This is a genomic window from Pseudochelatococcus sp. (assembly GCF_050946405.1).
Lineage (GTDB): Bacteria > Pseudomonadota > Alphaproteobacteria > Rhizobiales > Beijerinckiaceae > Pseudochelatococcus.
The window spans coordinates 518872-532764 of sequence record NZ_JBMNUS010000002.1 but is presented as its reverse complement, the minus strand read 5'-3'; the positions used below and the strand labels follow the sequence as shown (position 1 = coordinate 532764).

Below are 13893 nucleotides of genomic sequence, written 5' to 3'. Positions count from 1 at the left end.
GGTATTGCGTGATTAAAAGTTATGAACTAAGAAGACTTGGAGACAAAACATTTTATTCTCCCTTTATTGAGGATCTGAAGTGACTGACGACACACAGCAAGCAGATAAGGTGAACTACGTCGAGCTCGCTGCCGACATTGTTTCGGCGTATGTCGCCAACAATTCGGTTGCGGCTGTGGAGTTGCCTGCGCTCATCAACGAGGTTCATTCCGCGTTGCGGCGTGTCTCCGTCAGCGCCAGCGAGGTTGCTGCCGAACCGCCGAAGCCTGCTATCCCGATCAAGAAATCGATCACGCCGGATTACATCATCTGCCTGGAAGATGGTAAGAAGTTCAAGTCGCTCAAGCGCCATCTTCGGACGCAGTACGACCTGACGCCCGAGCAATACCGTGAGAAGTGGGGTCTTGCGCCCGACTATCCGATGGTTGCGCCGAACTATGCTCTTGCCCGGTCCCAGCTTGCCAAGGAAATGGGTCTCGGCCAGCAGCGGAAGCGCGAGGCGGCCGCGCCGGCGCCCGTCGTGCCTGCCGCGCCTGCGAAGAGAACGCGCCGCAAGGCTGCCGCTTCCGCCTCGGCGGAGTGATCGGTTTTCCGTGAGTGGCGAGGTTCTCGTCAAATGCTCGCGCCGTCCGTCCCGTGACGTCAGCTCGGATGCTTCTCGCGCGCCGGGCTGTAGTCGTTTGCGCCCGTCTCCGGTGAGGCGTTGGGTGTTTTAATTTGCAAACGCCGGGAACGACGGCCGTTTCATGCGCGTTCATGCACCGTGTCCATCTTGCGGGACTTCGGCCGGCGTGGATGATGCGAGGAAAATAGTGCTGCGGGCGGGTCTTTGTTAAATGTTTGTTCAGGTCATCCCCTTTCATTCGGAGACGGCGCAACTTCGTTGAGGCGTTCCTTTCGGATCCGGGCGGAACTCGACTTGTCTTGAGCGCGCATTTTCTTTATCGCCGTATTGAACCGGAGCATCAGAATGACTTCTCTTTCCACGCATGCAGAACCCGATCAGCAGAATTCCGTTTCGTCGTTCGGGCTCCGTTGGGCGGCTTTGCGCGGCATGCTCGATTCTCCGCTCATCAACGCGGACGATCAGCGCTCGCTCAGGGACGAACTGCTGCGCGAGCTGAAATCCATCGAGCGCGCCGTCGGCGGTCTCGCCGCCCGCAACGAGTTTGAAGTCGCCGCGAAGATCGAGATCATCCGGCAGAGCATTTCCGACACCGTCGGCAAGGAAAACGTGTGGCTTATCGATCTGCTGGACAGCATCGGTCAGGACGTCAGCCTGTTGTCGAAGCGCTATCGCGCCGGCGCATCCTCGTCTGCTCCGTCATCCGTGCAGTCGGGGCGGTCGGGGAGCGGCGTCACCGGGCAAGGTTGATCTTTATTCTGCCGCAAGCCGCCGTTCGCGCTTCGCGTTACGGTGTCATCTGACGGTATCACTCGGTGACGGACCGCGCGGCATTCGGGAATGTCCGGGCGGGGTGTGATCACGTTCTGGAGGATAGCCTATGAAAAACCTTGTGATCGTTTCTCTGCTGGCGCTGGGCCTGGCGGCGTGCAACACGTCCAGCCCGACCGATCGCGCGGTCGGCGGGGCGCTGATCGGCGGCGGCGCCGGCGCGCTCGTTGGCGGTTTGGCGTCCGGGACGGCCGGCGGCGCTCTTGCGGGCGGCGCGATCGGCGCGGCCGGCGGCGCCGTCGTCGGCGCTGCGACGGCGCCGCGCTGTGAGGAATACTGGTACGGCGGGCGCCGTTATCAGCGCTGCAACTGATTCGGGCGGCGGCCCGTTTCGATTCGGCTGACCGCGCCGGCGCTTGCCTTGCGCGGTCAGCTTGCTGCGCCGTCAGTCACCTTGTCGCGGTCGAACAGACCTGAGGCGACATCGGTGAAGCGGGGAGGCTCCACGGCGATGAAGGGCAGGGGGCGGCATACCTCGATCGCCGCGAGGCCGACGCGGACGGTCAGCAGGCCGTTCAGAACGCCTTCTCCCAGCTTGGCGGACAGGCGGGCGGCGAGGCCGAGCCCGACCACCTGCTGAATGATATCGTCGCCGACGGCGATGCCGCCGGTCACCGCGAGGTGCGAAAGGACGTTGCCCGACAGGCGCAGGAAGCCGAACAGCCCCGGACGGCCGCCGTAGAGAGCCGAAATCTGCCGCACCATTTTTGCGCTCGCGTAGAGAACGAACGCCACGTCGACGATGGCGCGCGGGCTCACGGCTGTCACGAGCGACACCTGTTTCGCCTGATTGGCCACGATGCGGCGTGCGACCCGGTCGAGCGGTGCGAGCAATTCCCGCTCCGCCATTCCCAGACGATCCGGCGCGTCGATGATCGCATCGGGGCCGATGGCGGCCAGGTTGGTGCGGGCGCGCGCCGTTTCCGGGCGCGCCGCGTAGAGCGCCACGAGATCGCGGACGACGGCGGTCGCGGCGGCTTCGTCGTTGGCGTCGCGTGCCGCGGCGGCGGCCTGGCGCAGCGACTCGATACGCCTTTCCCGAAACACGCCCCGCAGCTCCCGCATGATGACGGCCGCGAACGCGACGACCGCGACCAGCGCCAGCGCCAGCGCCAGCCATCCCAGCGCGGGGAAGGTGACGAGCAGTTGCGACACCATCTGCCCGATGGCGAGAAAGATCCAGAGCGCCGCAAGCCCGCCCACCGCCGACAGCAGCAGGCCGAGCCACGGCGCGCGCGCGCCACGCGCGGAAGGAGGCGAGAGATCGACCGTATCCTCGGGCGTATCGGGCTCCTCAACAAGCACGTCGCCATGTTGCAGCGGGGTTTCCCGAATGTCGTCCTCCGCGGGAGCGGCCGATTGCCGCTCTCCCTGCTGATCGAGGCGGAAAGCGCGAGGTGGCCGAGGTGCGTTCGTCATCGCCGATGCCCGTTCTTTCTGGAGCTCTTTCCGATTGAATGGAATCATTCGATCGATCAGAGTTTGCTCTGGAGCAGTTTGCGTTCAAGTCGATTCATCGAATTGAGCGCAAGTTGCGGTAAAATAGAAAATTGAGAGCGGCGTGACGATCCCGCTTGCATGCACGCCGCTCAAAATCGAAAATTGGATGACTTCACCGTTTCAATGAAACCGGAAATCATCTGGAGCGCTCTTCGGTTAAAGCGTTTTCAAGCAAAGCGGATACCGCTTTGCGTGAAGAAAACGCGTCAAGTCAATAAGATAGAGCGTTTCTGCGTTTCAACGAAACGCCGAAATGCTCTAGACCGTATTCAGAGCGCGCACTTTCCGAGCCGACGCTACAGCCGGTCGCCGATCAGGAATTCCAGTGCGCGATCGAGGCGAATATGCGGCAAGGGCGGCAGTCGGCCTGCGGCGTCGGGTATGCGTGGCGGCGGGCGAAAGCGCGGAAACCGCAGCGCTCCGGGCGGGACCGCGCCGGAGAACACGGCCTGCGGGTCCTGCGGCAACTCGCCGGGAAAGATGGCGGCTTCCGTGGTGCCGTCGAAAACGTCATCCCCGATTCGTTCGCCCGCCTCGGGCGTGCCGACGATGGCGGGAAGGGTATCGCGCCCGGAGCGCACGCTGGCCTCGCGCGTGGCGCGCACGGAGGCGAGCGCAAGCGTTTCGACGCGCGCGCCGGCGCCGCGGGTGCGGCGCAGGGCGCGGTCGACGAGCAGTTGCAGGATGGCCTCCAGCCGCGCATGGTCGCTGCGATGCAGGTGGTCGGCCTTGGTGGCGGCGAACAGAACTCTGTCGATGCGCGGGGCGAGAATGCTGCTCAACAGCGTGTTGCTGCCCGCGCGGAAGGCGATCAGCACCTGATCGAGCGCTTCCTCCAGCTCGGCGAGGGCGCGCGGCCCCGAATCGAGCGCCGACAGGACGTCTACGAGCACGATCTGCCGGTCGAGGCGCGCGAAATGATCCCTGAAGAAGGGCCGCACGACATGCGTGCGGTAAGCGTCGTAGCGCCGCTCCATCTGTGCATGCAGGCTGCGGGGCACGGGCTCCGCGCCCGACGCGAGATCGAGCGGCGTGAAGGTGAGCGCGGGCGAGCCGGCGAGATCGCCGGGCATGAGGAAGCGGCCGGGCGGGGTTGTCGCCACGCGTTCCGGCCCTTCGCGCAACGCGGCGAGATAGGCTTTGAAAAGATCGGCGAGCCGGGTGATCTCCGTTTCGGCAGCCGGGCGGCGCGGATCGGCCTCCGCGAGCGCCACATGCCATGGAGCGGCGATCGCGGCGCGTCCCGCCGTCCTGCTTGCGGCGAGCGTCTCGCGTGACCATTCCGCAAAGCTTTTGTCGATGAGCGCGAGGTCGACGAGCCATTCGCCCGGATAATCCACGATGTCCACGGCAAGGCTCGCCGGCCCGGCGCGCCAGCCGGAGCGACGCTCATAATCGATGGCGATGCGCAATTCGGCGATGCGGGTGGTCGATTCCGGCCAGCGGCGCAACGGCTCGCCCAGCGTGGCGAGGTGCTCCTCGTAGGGAAAACGCGGCACGGCATCGTCCGGCTGATCGTCCAGCACCGCCCGGCGGATGCGCCCTTCGGCGGAAGCACGGAACACCGGCATTGGCGTCACCCCGATGAGGTGATGCACCAGCGCTGTCGTGAACACGGTCTTTCCCGACCGCGAAAGGCCGGTGACGCCGAGCCGCAGGCGCGGTGAAAGGGCGCCGGCCGCGAAATCCCCGAGATTGCGCAGCAAATCGTAGGCGCTGTCGAACGACGAAGTCACTGTCACGGCATTTGCGCCCGATTCGCGGCCCCTGAGGCAACTCCAGCAAAATCGGATACCATTTTTGCGCCCGAAATTGCGTCAGAACAAGAAGACAGTGCACTTCCACGTTTCAGCGAAACACGGAAAGCTTCCAGGGTGAAGCAGCGGCAACCGCCCGGTAGCCGCGCAAGCCTCACGCCGACGCTCCGGCGGAGCGCACCGCCACGGACATAGGGTCAGTCGTCCTCGTCGGCAAGGCTGCGCGGGGTGACGAAACGGTCGAGAGCGCCCGAGCGGGCCTCGATGTCGCGCCAGTCGCCGATGTTGAAATCAATGATCGCCAGCCCCCCTGTCGGATATTTCTGGGCGAGCCGCTGGCGTGCGTCCTCGTTGCCGCTACCGATCAGGAAGCGGGCAAGATCCTCGAAACCCGGATTATGGCCGATGAGCAGCAGGCTGCCGACGGCGGGCTCGGTCTCGCGGATGAGGTACAGGAGCGCTCCCGGCCTGGCCTCGTAGATGCGCCGGTCGAAACGGGTCGGCACCGAGCGGCTGAATTCCTGCTCCACCAGATCCCACGTCTCGCGCGTGCGCCTCGCCGTCGAGACGACGGCGAAATCCGGGATGAGCCCGTGCGACTCGAGATAGCTGCCGATGCGCGGCGCATCGGCCTGGCCGCGCCGCCCCAGCGGCCGTTCATGATCGGCGATGCCGTCCGGCCAGTCCGATTTGGCGTGGCGAAGCAGAATGAGGCGTCGGGACATGTTTCAGGCATCCACTATGTCGGGCGGTCAGAACAGGGGCGGGCATATTTCGGAGCAGACGGGACGCATCCAGTATCCCGGCATGAAGTGACTATTCGGTTAATCGTCCTGCGGGTCATCCTGCTTCCGCCTTGCTATCGGTCTGCCGGGAGAGCCGAGGCGGAGGGAATGCGCGTGACGCCGGCGGCCGTCATGTCGCGCCATGCCTGGTCGAGAGAGCCGTCGACATCGATGCCGCGGCAACCTTCCTCCAGCACCCCGACGTCGAAGCCGAGCCGCCGCGCGTCGAGCGCGCTCCAGGCGACGCAGAAATCGGTCGCGAGCCCCGCCAGCACCAGCGTGGTCAATCCCCGCTCGCGCAAATATCCGGCCAGACCGGTCGGCGTGGCATGATCGGCGGCGAAGAAGGCCGAATAGCTGTCGACGTCCGGCTGGTATCCCTTGCGGATGATCAACTGCGCGTGGGGAATGTCGAGATCGGGGTGCAGGTCCGCGCCATGCGTGCCTTGCACGCAATGGTCGGGCCACAAGGTCTGTCGCCCGTAGGGCAGGGCGATGCTGTCGAACGGCGTCTTGCCCGGATGGGACGACGCGAAGGAAACATGCCCCGCGGGATGCCAGTCCTGTGTCAGGACGACATGAGTGAACTGCCGGGCGATGCCGTTGACAACGGGGACGACCGCTTCCCCATCGCGCACCGCGAGGCTGCCGCCTGCCGTGAAATCGTTCTGCACATCGATGACAAGCAACAATGCGTCGGATCGGTTCATCGTGATCACGCTTTCGTAAGCGAAGCCGCTCACCTGCTGCGGTCAGGCGAAGCTACGTCGCGCCGGTTGGCGAGTGTAGTCCATCAGGATACATTCAACTTCCTTCGTTGTAATATAGTCCGGTTGATGCAGGTTCAAGCGCCGGGCGGGCAGTTGTTGCGTCACCATGCGGTTTCCCGGCGGTTTCCCGGTGGATTCGTCGGGGAAAGGGAACGTTGCAAGCCATGCGGAAAATGCAACGAGGGAGTGGCCTGTTTGTCGTCCGGCGGCTTGCGGTTATTGCAAACCATTCTTATGATAGCCTGCAACAGCGTGTCTGTGGGGCACCGGTGAATCAGGAAGTCGACGGGAATGGCGGAAGTGCAGGTGAGAGCGGTGGCGGTGAGGCAGGCGGACAAGGAAGCGCCGATGCCGGAGGTGCTTGTCGCCGCGAGCACGCCGCAGGGCTTGCACAAGGGCTGCCCCGTTCATCAGTTGCGGGAGGAGCTGCGCCGCGTCGGTCTTCGTCCGACGCGTCAGCGCATTTCTCTTGGGTGGCTGCTGTTCGCCAAGGGCGATCGTCACGTCACCGCCGAAATGCTGTACGAGGAGGCGACGCGGGCGCGCGTGCCCGTATCGCTTGCGACCGTTTACAACACGCTGCACCAGTTCACCGAGGCGGGTCTCCTGCGCGAGCTCGCGGTCGACGGCTCCAAGACGTATTTCGACACCAACGTTTCGGATCATCATCACTTCTTCGTGGAAGGGGATGACGATCTGATGGACATTCCCGATTCGGGTCTGTCGGTCGCTGCGCTGCCCGACATCCCGGAGGGAATGGAAGTTGCGCGGGTGGACGTCATCGTGCGGCTGCGCCGCAAGGCGTGAGCCGGGCGCTTCGCTTTCCTTCAGCCGCCAGATCCGTGCAGAAGGCTGGTGAAAAGCAGCGTTGATGCTGTTTGACGGCTGTTGTGCACTTGATCGGCGGCTTGTGCTCCACTACCGTCGCGCGGCTGTGGATGGGTGGCCGAGCGGTTTAAGGCACCGGTCTTGAAAACCGGCGGCGGTGCAAGCCGTCCGTGGGTTCGAATCCCACCCCATCCGCCAAACATCATTGATTTTATTGGTGTTTTTCGAATACCTATTAACGATCTACCACGGTAAATCAGACGGCAGGATGGGGCATTATGCCCACGCTCGGCGGCTTGTGCCGTCGCAGCGATCATGTCGACAGGCGGCGGAGCCTTCCCTTCATTTTCAAGCCGTCGCGCATGTTAAGGCCGAGAAGGGTGATATTTGTAGCTCCGGCCGCCAATTCGAGCGCCTGCACCGCATAGAAAACCGTATCGAATTCGGAAGCCTTGGCCTTGACGGCCAAGAACAGCGCAGCCGGTATCAGAACCAGCATGCCGTTCGCCGCGATCAGAGGCATACGCTTGATCTTTGCGTTGACCAGTCCGGTCCGCCGTTCCTTGGCCAGGGCAAATCCCGTTCCTCCCGTAGCGGCCAGTGCTGGAACGAGAAGCAAGAAACCCCACGGAATGGCGGTTTTGACCGCCGCCACGGTCGCTTCAGAAGCGAATAATTCCGAAATCGCCGTCGAGAGCCAGAAGGCTGCAATTGTGAGGATGGCGATCAGACCGGCAATCGGATGGATGATCTTGGGCATGGTGCTCCCCTTCGCCGGTCAGGCCGTGCAGATGCCGCCGACGCCGACCTTCTGAAACAGGTGCGGGGTCGCGACGGCGGATGACGGATAGGCGTCGAGCTTGGCCATAAAATCGGGATGCGTGAACGCGGCGCGAAACGCGTCCGTCGATTCCCACACCGCATAGTTCAGGTAGGTCGGACTCCCGCCGATGGCGCGATGAAGCTGCGTCGAGATGAAACCGGGCCGGCGCTTCATAAACTCGGCATCGTCCTTCCAGACTGCGAGGAAGCGCTCTTCGTCGATGGCATCGAGCGTAAAGAGGTTGACGAGCACGACCGGCGCGGCTTCGATCGCGAGCTGACGCTCGATGGGGAATTTCTCGTCCACAGGTTTCAAGAGGGACATTTCGTAGCTCCGTTCATATCGTAATCATGATGTCAGTACGATATCATAGAGACATATTGATTTGACATCATAATGTCAAGATGGGTCTCTGATGACAGATGAGGGAAATGGCAGTGAACCCAAAAGGCGAAGCCTTAACCGACCTGATCTTGAGCTTGTTTCGCGCGAACAATCTGACCCTCGCCTGGGGTGACAGGCTCGTTGCACCTTTCGGGTTGACCAGTGCGCGGTGGCAGATTCTCGGCGCAATCGCTCTTTCTGAGCGCTCCCAACCGGTGGCTTGGATTGCTCGCGATCTCGGCGCAAACCGGCAAAACGTGCAGCGCATCGTCAACGACCTGCACAAAGAAGGGTTGGTCGAGTTTCAGCCCAACCCGCACCATCGTCGGGCGCAACTCGTCGTGCTGACCGATAAGGGATGCCGAGCCTACGAAGCAGCAATCAACGCATACAACCCAATGGTCGATGCGCTGGCAGAGGGGCTTTCGCTTGAAGAAATCAGGACAGCGCACCGCGTAGTGGCAATGCTGCGAGAAAGACTTGAAAAAGAAATAGATGCTGAAAGACATCCCTAAAGTGTGGCCCAGATATTGATACGGCCCTCCGGGGAAGGGGCCGTCTTGTTTTGCATGATACGACACCACTTACGGGGTGGCCTCAACGGCCGCCGTCGCCGAACTGTCCGCGCCGCCGATCGCCTGTGAAATGTCAGGAAGAAAAGCGCCAGACTTTCGCGAGGAAGGCGTCGATGCTGGCCGCCAGCTTCCCGGCGTTCTCGCCCACCTGGCCCGACACTTCGGAAACGTGGGCGGCGGACGTCGCCGTTTCCTCCACGGCGCCCTTCACCGAGTTCATGTTGATCGCGATGTCGCGGGTGCCGATCGCCACCTCCTGAACGGCGGTGCTGATGGACGTCGTGGCGCCGCCCTGCTGGGTCAGCGCGCCCATGATCGAGGTGGTGTAGGAATTGACCTCGCCCATCACATTGGCGATGTCCTGAATAATATGAACCGTGGCGGCGCTGTCCGTCTGAATGACGCCGATCTGGGCGGTGATCTCCTCCGTCGCCTTGGCGGTCTGCCCGGCGAGGTTCTTGACCTCGGCAGCCACCACGGAGAAGCCGCGGCCCGCGTCACCGGCCCGCGCGGCCTCGATCGTCGCATTGAGGGCGAGAAGATTGGTCTGCTCGGCGATCTCCCGGATCAGGCCGATGATGGCGCTGATCCGCTGCGCGGAATCGGCGAGGCGGCCGACCTGGTCGTTGGCGCTGACGGTCTTGGTGTTGGCATCGTTGACGATCGCGCTCGTTCGCGTCACCTGCTGCGAGATTTCCTCGATGGACGCGGACAGTTCCTCCGCCGCGGCCGCCACGGTCTGGGCGTTGGCATGGACCTGCTGGGTTGCGACCGCGACCGATCTGGTGCGCCCCTGAGCATCGGTGGAGAGCCCCATCAGCGAGGTGGAGACGGCAGCCATCGCCTCGGTGCTGTCCGCCACCGGCTTGAGGAGGCTCGACGCATCGTCGCGGAAGCCGGCGATCAGCTCCTCGACGACGATCTGGCGCTCGCGCTCCTTCTCGAACCCCTCCCGCCGCTCGACCTCGAGCTGAAGCTGGCGGCGGGCGTTGTCGCGGAATACGGCGAGGGTGCGCGCCATCTCGCCCATCTCGTCCGTGCGCTCCGTGCACGGTATCGTCGCGTCGAGATCGCCCTGGGCCAAGGACACCATGGTCCCGGACAGCCGGCGGATCGCCCCCGTGATGCGGCCCAGGAGCCCGGTCAGGATCAGGCAAACGAGGCCGATCGCGCCGCCTGTCATTCCGATCATCATCGTGAGCGCCTCGGTACGGGCTTTGCTCACCGCCGAGCGGTCGAAGGCGATCACGACGACGCCGATCGTCGATCCGTCGCGAACGACCGGCAGGGAGCCGACCTCGAACCTGTCCGTCGAATGGAAGGACACCGCATCGCTGGCATCCCCTGCGAGAGCGTCGTCGCCGAGGGCCGCCAGAAGGGCGGCCAGCTCCGCCTCGCCGTCCACGCCCTCCGCATGCGTCGATACGAAGATCGAGCCGTTGGGCTCCCGCACCACGGCCCAGGAGAAATTCGGGTTTGCGGTGAGCGGCGCGAGAACGGTGGCGGCGAGATCGCGGTTGAATTCCCAAATCGCGTTGCCGAGCGGCTGATTGGCCATGATCGCGCTGAGGCCGATCTCGGAGCGGAACGATCCCTGGAGTTGCTCGATGCGCTGCGTGAGATTCAGAAAGGAGAAGCCGGCGAAGGCGAGTGTCACGACGGCGACGACCGGCACCACCATCTTGAACTTGATCGACTGCCAGAATTTCATGAATGAAGCCTCCGCCGCCTCGGGTACGGGAACGATTCCGCGTGAACACACCACGGAAGATGCCCTTGGGCGCACCGTTCGGACGGCGCGGCCAAGGGCGGTAGATTTGCGTCAGTCGCCGGCAGCGGCGAGGATCGCATCGGCGGAGAACGTGTAATTCGCGACGCCCGCCTTGGCTTTCGAGAAGCTGGCGAAGTCGATACGTTCCCAGTCTCCGGCGCCAAGTTTGGCCAGGAAGGCATCCACATTTTCACCCGTCACGGCCGACATGGGGAATTGCACGTCGGCGCCGCCGCCCGACGCGAAGTCGGCGCCCTTCATGTAGTCGTAGAGCAACACCATGGACCACGCGCCGCCGAAGAAGTGGCCGCCGTGGGTGAGCGTCATTTCGCCGGCCTTGACCGCCTTCAGCGCATCGGCCGACCAGTTGAGGCCGGCGAAGCTGATGTCGACGCCGGGCTTCAGCCCCTTCTCCCTCGCCGCCTCCATGGCGCCGAAGGCGATCGGATCATTGGCCGCCCAGATCGCGTCGGCCGTTTCGCGGGCGAGGAAGGCGGAAGCGCGGTCCTTGGCGGTGTCGCGGTTCCAGTGGACGGGAATGGCGCGAACGATCTTCGCCGCAGGGTCTTCCTTGACGGCGCGCTTCAGGCCGGCTTCGCGCTGGAGAGCGGCCGGCGTCGCCGTGTCGCCGATGAGGGCGAGAATCGAGATGCCGTCCTTGTCCTTGCCGGCTTTCCTGGCGGCGACGATCAGCGAACGGCCCATCTCGTAGCCCGCGATCTCGTTGTCGGGGATGAGCGATCCGATCAGGTTGGGGACGCCCTGGCGGGCCTTGCCGGCCTTGGCCTCCTGCTCGTCCGTGAGCTTGTTCAGCAGGAAAAAGGTCTTGATGCCCGCCTTGTCGAGCGTGGCGAGCAACTCCGGCCCCTGCTGAAGCTCGTTAACGATGACCACCACGTCGGGTTTGCCGGTGCGGGACGCGATGTCCTGCGCGGCCTTCGCCATGGCGAAGCGGTCGCGGGAGGTATCGATCACTTCCAGATCGATGTCGAGATCGTTCGCGGCCGCGCGCATGGTTCCGGCAACCTCGCCCCAGAAATCGGTGCTGCCGCCGGGGTTGATGAAGGCGACGGAGAATTCACCGGCCTGGGCAGCCGCCGTCGTCAGAAAGGCGCAGGTGGCAAGCGTCGAAAGAATGGCTTTCATGTTTTCCTCCACACAGGGGTGCGCTTCAGGAAGATTTTCGATGCGACACAGAGAAATAGACGAGAAGAATAAATCGAATGTGACAAAGTATATGCTCTATAATGATGGTAAAAATATAACATATTTTGCACCATTGTCCGTTATCTCACCCGGCATAAGGCGGCACTTTATGCTATATGATGAATGTATATTCATAAATATTATAATAATATTCAAAATATTGAAAATTATGCAATAATTATTATTAACTATTGAATATACGTGATAATTTTATTGAAATATCCACGGGCGTCATCAAGCTTGCAGCGATCGCAATGATGGCTTGAACGGTTAAGTCATCATCCCGCCCATGGGCTTGGCGGCCTTCCGCATGCTGCCGACGATTTGTTGTGTCGGCGCGGCCCGTCTATTATAGTAGCACGATGAGCAAAATCGACGATATGGACCGGCGTATCGGTGCCCGCGTTCGCGCTGAACGCGAAAGCCGGGGGTGGTCCCTCACGGAACTTGCTGAAAAGGCATCGGTTTCGCGCGCGATGATCTTCAAGATAGAGCGCGGGGACAGCAGCCCGACCGCCAAGGTGCTCGGAAAGCTGTCCGGCGCCTTCGGTCTGAGCATGTCGACACTCATGGCGCGCGCCGAAATCGGCCAGGGGCGCTTGCTACGAAAGGCGGATCAGCCGGTCTGGATCGATCCCGAGACCGGCTATGTGCGCCGCCATGTTTCGCCGCGCTCCGATATGCCGCTCGATCTGGTGCGGATCACGCTGCCTGCGGGCAAGGATGTGCCCATGCCGGCATCCACTTACGCGTTTCTGCGCCACCTGATCTGGGTTCTGGACGGCGAACTTGTGTTTGTGGAAGGAGAGGTGCGGCATGAGATGCAGGAAGGCGACTGCCTGGAACCGGGCCCGCCGGCCAACTGCGCCTTCAGGAATGAAAGCGGGCGGCCTTGCACCTACGCCGTGCTCGCCTTGAGGGCTTCCTGAAGCCGTATGGCCGAACGCCGACGTTTCGCGTTCAGGCTCCCCACCTATGGGCATTGAAAAGGATAATCTACTATATTATACAAATCGTGCTTTCATAGTGATACGAAAGGACGGGCAGGATGGAAATCCGCGACGCAGGCACGGCCGACATTGAAGGAATCACGGCGATTTACAACGACGCCATAGAGCACACGACGGCTATCTGGAACGAAAGGAAGATCGATGCCGCGAACCGCCTGACCTGGCTCACCGACAGGCAACGGGCGGGCTATCCCGTGCTTGTCGCGGTAGACGACAGCGGCGGCGTTCTGGGTTGCGCTTCCTTCGGGGATTGGCGCGCGTGGGACGGCTATCGGCACACCGTTGAGCATTCCATCTATGTCCGCGCCGATCAGCGCGGAAACGGCATCGGTAAGGCCCTCATGACAGCTCTCATCGAGCGTGCGAAGAGCATCGGCAAGCACGTGATGGTGGCCGGTATCGAAGCCGGGAACACCGGATCAATCCGGCTGCATGAAAGGCTCGGCTTCAAGCATGTCGGGCATCTGAAAGAGGTCGGTACGAAGTTTGGCGCATGGCTCGATCTCGCGTTTCTCCAGCTCACGCTTGATGCGCGCACCGTCCCCGACGAACCCCGGCGGGAGCAATGACCCTGTTCATCTTCGCGCTGCCCGTCGCCGCCTGTATAAGGTTATCTCACCGGGGAAAACGGGCTCGGTCAGCCGGCCACCAATCGAATGCGCGGATGGCTTGCAATGATCTCCAGCACGATCTCAAAATATGTGGGACCCGCGCCGCTTTCGAGCTCGGCCAGACGCCGGTTTACCTGGGCGGCGTCGAACATCTCGGGTCTCTCCAGCTTGTGCGCATAAAATTGCTTCGTTGCCTCGAAGCCGAGCGCATTGCGGCTCTTTTCCATGTTCTTCCAGACGAGCCCTACCGGCGCATCGCCCGCAGCAGCACCGTAAGAGCCGTACAGCATATCGTCCAGCGCATCGAGACTTGGAGCGAGTTTCCAGTCTTCGTCAGCCATGAATACATGGTTGATCTCGTCGTAGAACGACGGAATGTCGGTGATTTTGTCACCGTCAATGGTAAGCGTTTTCATC

Annotated in this window: 16 protein-coding genes and 1 tRNA gene; 8 read left to right on the top strand and 9 right to left on the bottom strand. The window is 62.6% G+C overall.

Features of this window, described 5'->3' with window-relative positions; genetic code table 11:
• Positions 1-79: 79 nt before the first annotated feature.
• From ACOYJQ_RS06080 to ACOYJQ_RS06070, 3 genes are all read left to right on the top strand, one after another.
• On the top strand, positions 80-583 hold the full coding sequence (locus tag ACOYJQ_RS06080; RefSeq protein WP_433457102.1) for a MucR family transcriptional regulator: 504 nt from the start codon (positions 80-82) through the stop codon (positions 581-583).
• A gap of 387 nt (positions 584-970) precedes the next feature.
• Positions 971-1375 (top strand): hypothetical protein, encoded by a 405-nt coding sequence (locus ACOYJQ_RS06075; protein WP_433457100.1) that lies wholly within the window; start codon positions 971-973, stop codon positions 1373-1375.
• A gap of 130 nt (positions 1376-1505) precedes the next feature.
• Entirely contained in the window at positions 1506-1769 is a 264-nt protein-coding gene (locus tag ACOYJQ_RS06070) for a hypothetical protein (RefSeq protein WP_433457099.1), read from the top strand.
• A gap of 56 nt (positions 1770-1825) precedes the next feature.
• Here ACOYJQ_RS06070 and ACOYJQ_RS06065 read toward each other — a convergent pair whose 3' ends face one another.
• The 4 genes from ACOYJQ_RS06065 to pncA all read right to left on the bottom strand — a co-directional run bounded on the left by ACOYJQ_RS06065 (position 1826) and on the right by pncA (position 6208).
• On the bottom strand, positions 1826-2875 hold the full coding sequence (locus ACOYJQ_RS06065; RefSeq protein WP_433457098.1) for a YcjF family protein: 1050 nt from the start codon (positions 2873-2875) through the stop codon (positions 1826-1828).
• Between the two features lie 377 nt (positions 2876-3252).
• Positions 3253-4662, bottom strand: a complete 1410-nt coding sequence (locus ACOYJQ_RS06060; RefSeq protein ID WP_433457201.1) for a YcjX family protein — start codon at positions 4660-4662, stop codon at positions 3253-3255.
• Positions 4663-4910: 248 nt separating this feature from the next.
• Complete coding sequence (locus ACOYJQ_RS06055; RefSeq protein WP_433457097.1) at positions 4911-5438, bottom strand: SixA phosphatase family protein; 528 nt, start codon at positions 5436-5438, stop codon at positions 4911-4913.
• A 134-nt stretch (positions 5439-5572) separates the two neighbouring features.
• The gene (pncA, locus tag ACOYJQ_RS06050) at positions 5573-6208 is read right to left on the bottom strand and encodes a bifunctional nicotinamidase/pyrazinamidase (RefSeq protein ID WP_433457096.1); all 636 of its coding nucleotides are present in this window, start codon (positions 6206-6208) and stop codon (positions 5573-5575) included.
• A gap of 408 nt (positions 6209-6616) precedes the next feature.
• Here pncA and irrA point away from each other — a divergent pair, with 408 nt between their 5' ends.
• Together irrA and ACOYJQ_RS06040 are read left to right on the top strand one after the other, a co-directional pair.
• Entirely contained in the window at positions 6617-7075 is a 459-nt protein-coding gene (gene irrA, locus ACOYJQ_RS06045) for an iron response transcriptional regulator IrrA (protein WP_433457199.1), read from the top strand.
• Positions 7076-7204: 129 nt separating this feature from the next.
• A tRNA-Ser gene (locus ACOYJQ_RS06040) sits at positions 7205-7294 on the top strand.
• Positions 7295-7409: 115 nt separating this feature from the next.
• Here the strand turns inward: ACOYJQ_RS06040 and ACOYJQ_RS06035 are convergent.
• Positions 7410-7856: a hypothetical protein gene (locus ACOYJQ_RS06035; RefSeq protein ID WP_433457095.1), complete on the bottom strand. Its 447-nt coding sequence runs from the start codon at positions 7854-7856 to the stop codon at positions 7410-7412.
• Positions 7857-7874: 18 nt separating this feature from the next.
• Entirely contained in the window at positions 7875-8243 is a 369-nt protein-coding gene (locus ACOYJQ_RS06030; RefSeq protein ID WP_433457094.1) for an antibiotic biosynthesis monooxygenase family protein, read from the bottom strand.
• Positions 8244-8341: 98 nt separating this feature from the next.
• Between ACOYJQ_RS06030 and ACOYJQ_RS06025 the strand changes: the two genes are divergently transcribed.
• Complete coding sequence (locus ACOYJQ_RS06025; protein WP_433457093.1) at positions 8342-8818, top strand: MarR family winged helix-turn-helix transcriptional regulator; 477 nt, start codon at positions 8342-8344, stop codon at positions 8816-8818.
• Positions 8819-8951: 133 nt separating this feature from the next.
• Here the strand turns inward: ACOYJQ_RS06025 and ACOYJQ_RS06020 are convergent, their stop codons facing one another.
• Positions 8952-10589 (bottom strand): methyl-accepting chemotaxis protein, encoded by a 1638-nt coding sequence (locus tag ACOYJQ_RS06020; protein ID WP_433457092.1) that lies wholly within the window; start codon positions 10587-10589, stop codon positions 8952-8954.
• Between the two features lie 111 nt (positions 10590-10700).
• A complete protein-coding gene (locus ACOYJQ_RS06015; RefSeq protein WP_433457091.1) occupies positions 10701-11795 on the bottom strand; it encodes an ABC transporter substrate-binding protein in 1095 nt (364 codons plus the stop codon).
• Between the two features lie 422 nt (positions 11796-12217).
• On the opposite strand from ACOYJQ_RS06015, the gene ACOYJQ_RS06010 reads away from it, so the two are divergent.
• The gene (locus tag ACOYJQ_RS06010; RefSeq protein WP_433457090.1) at positions 12218-12784 is read left to right on the top strand and encodes a helix-turn-helix domain-containing protein; all 567 of its coding nucleotides are present in this window, start codon (positions 12218-12220) and stop codon (positions 12782-12784) included.
• Positions 12785-12903: 119 nt separating this feature from the next.
• The gene (locus ACOYJQ_RS06005) at positions 12904-13434 is read left to right on the top strand and encodes an N-acetyltransferase family protein (protein ID WP_433457089.1); all 531 of its coding nucleotides are present in this window, start codon (positions 12904-12906) and stop codon (positions 13432-13434) included.
• A gap of 68 nt (positions 13435-13502) precedes the next feature.
• On the opposite strand, the gene ACOYJQ_RS06000 is transcribed toward ACOYJQ_RS06005, so the two are convergent.
• On the bottom strand, positions 13503-13892 hold the full coding sequence (locus ACOYJQ_RS06000; RefSeq protein ID WP_433457088.1) for a barstar family protein: 390 nt from the start codon (positions 13890-13892) through the stop codon (positions 13503-13505).
• Position 13893: the final 1 nt, after the last annotated feature.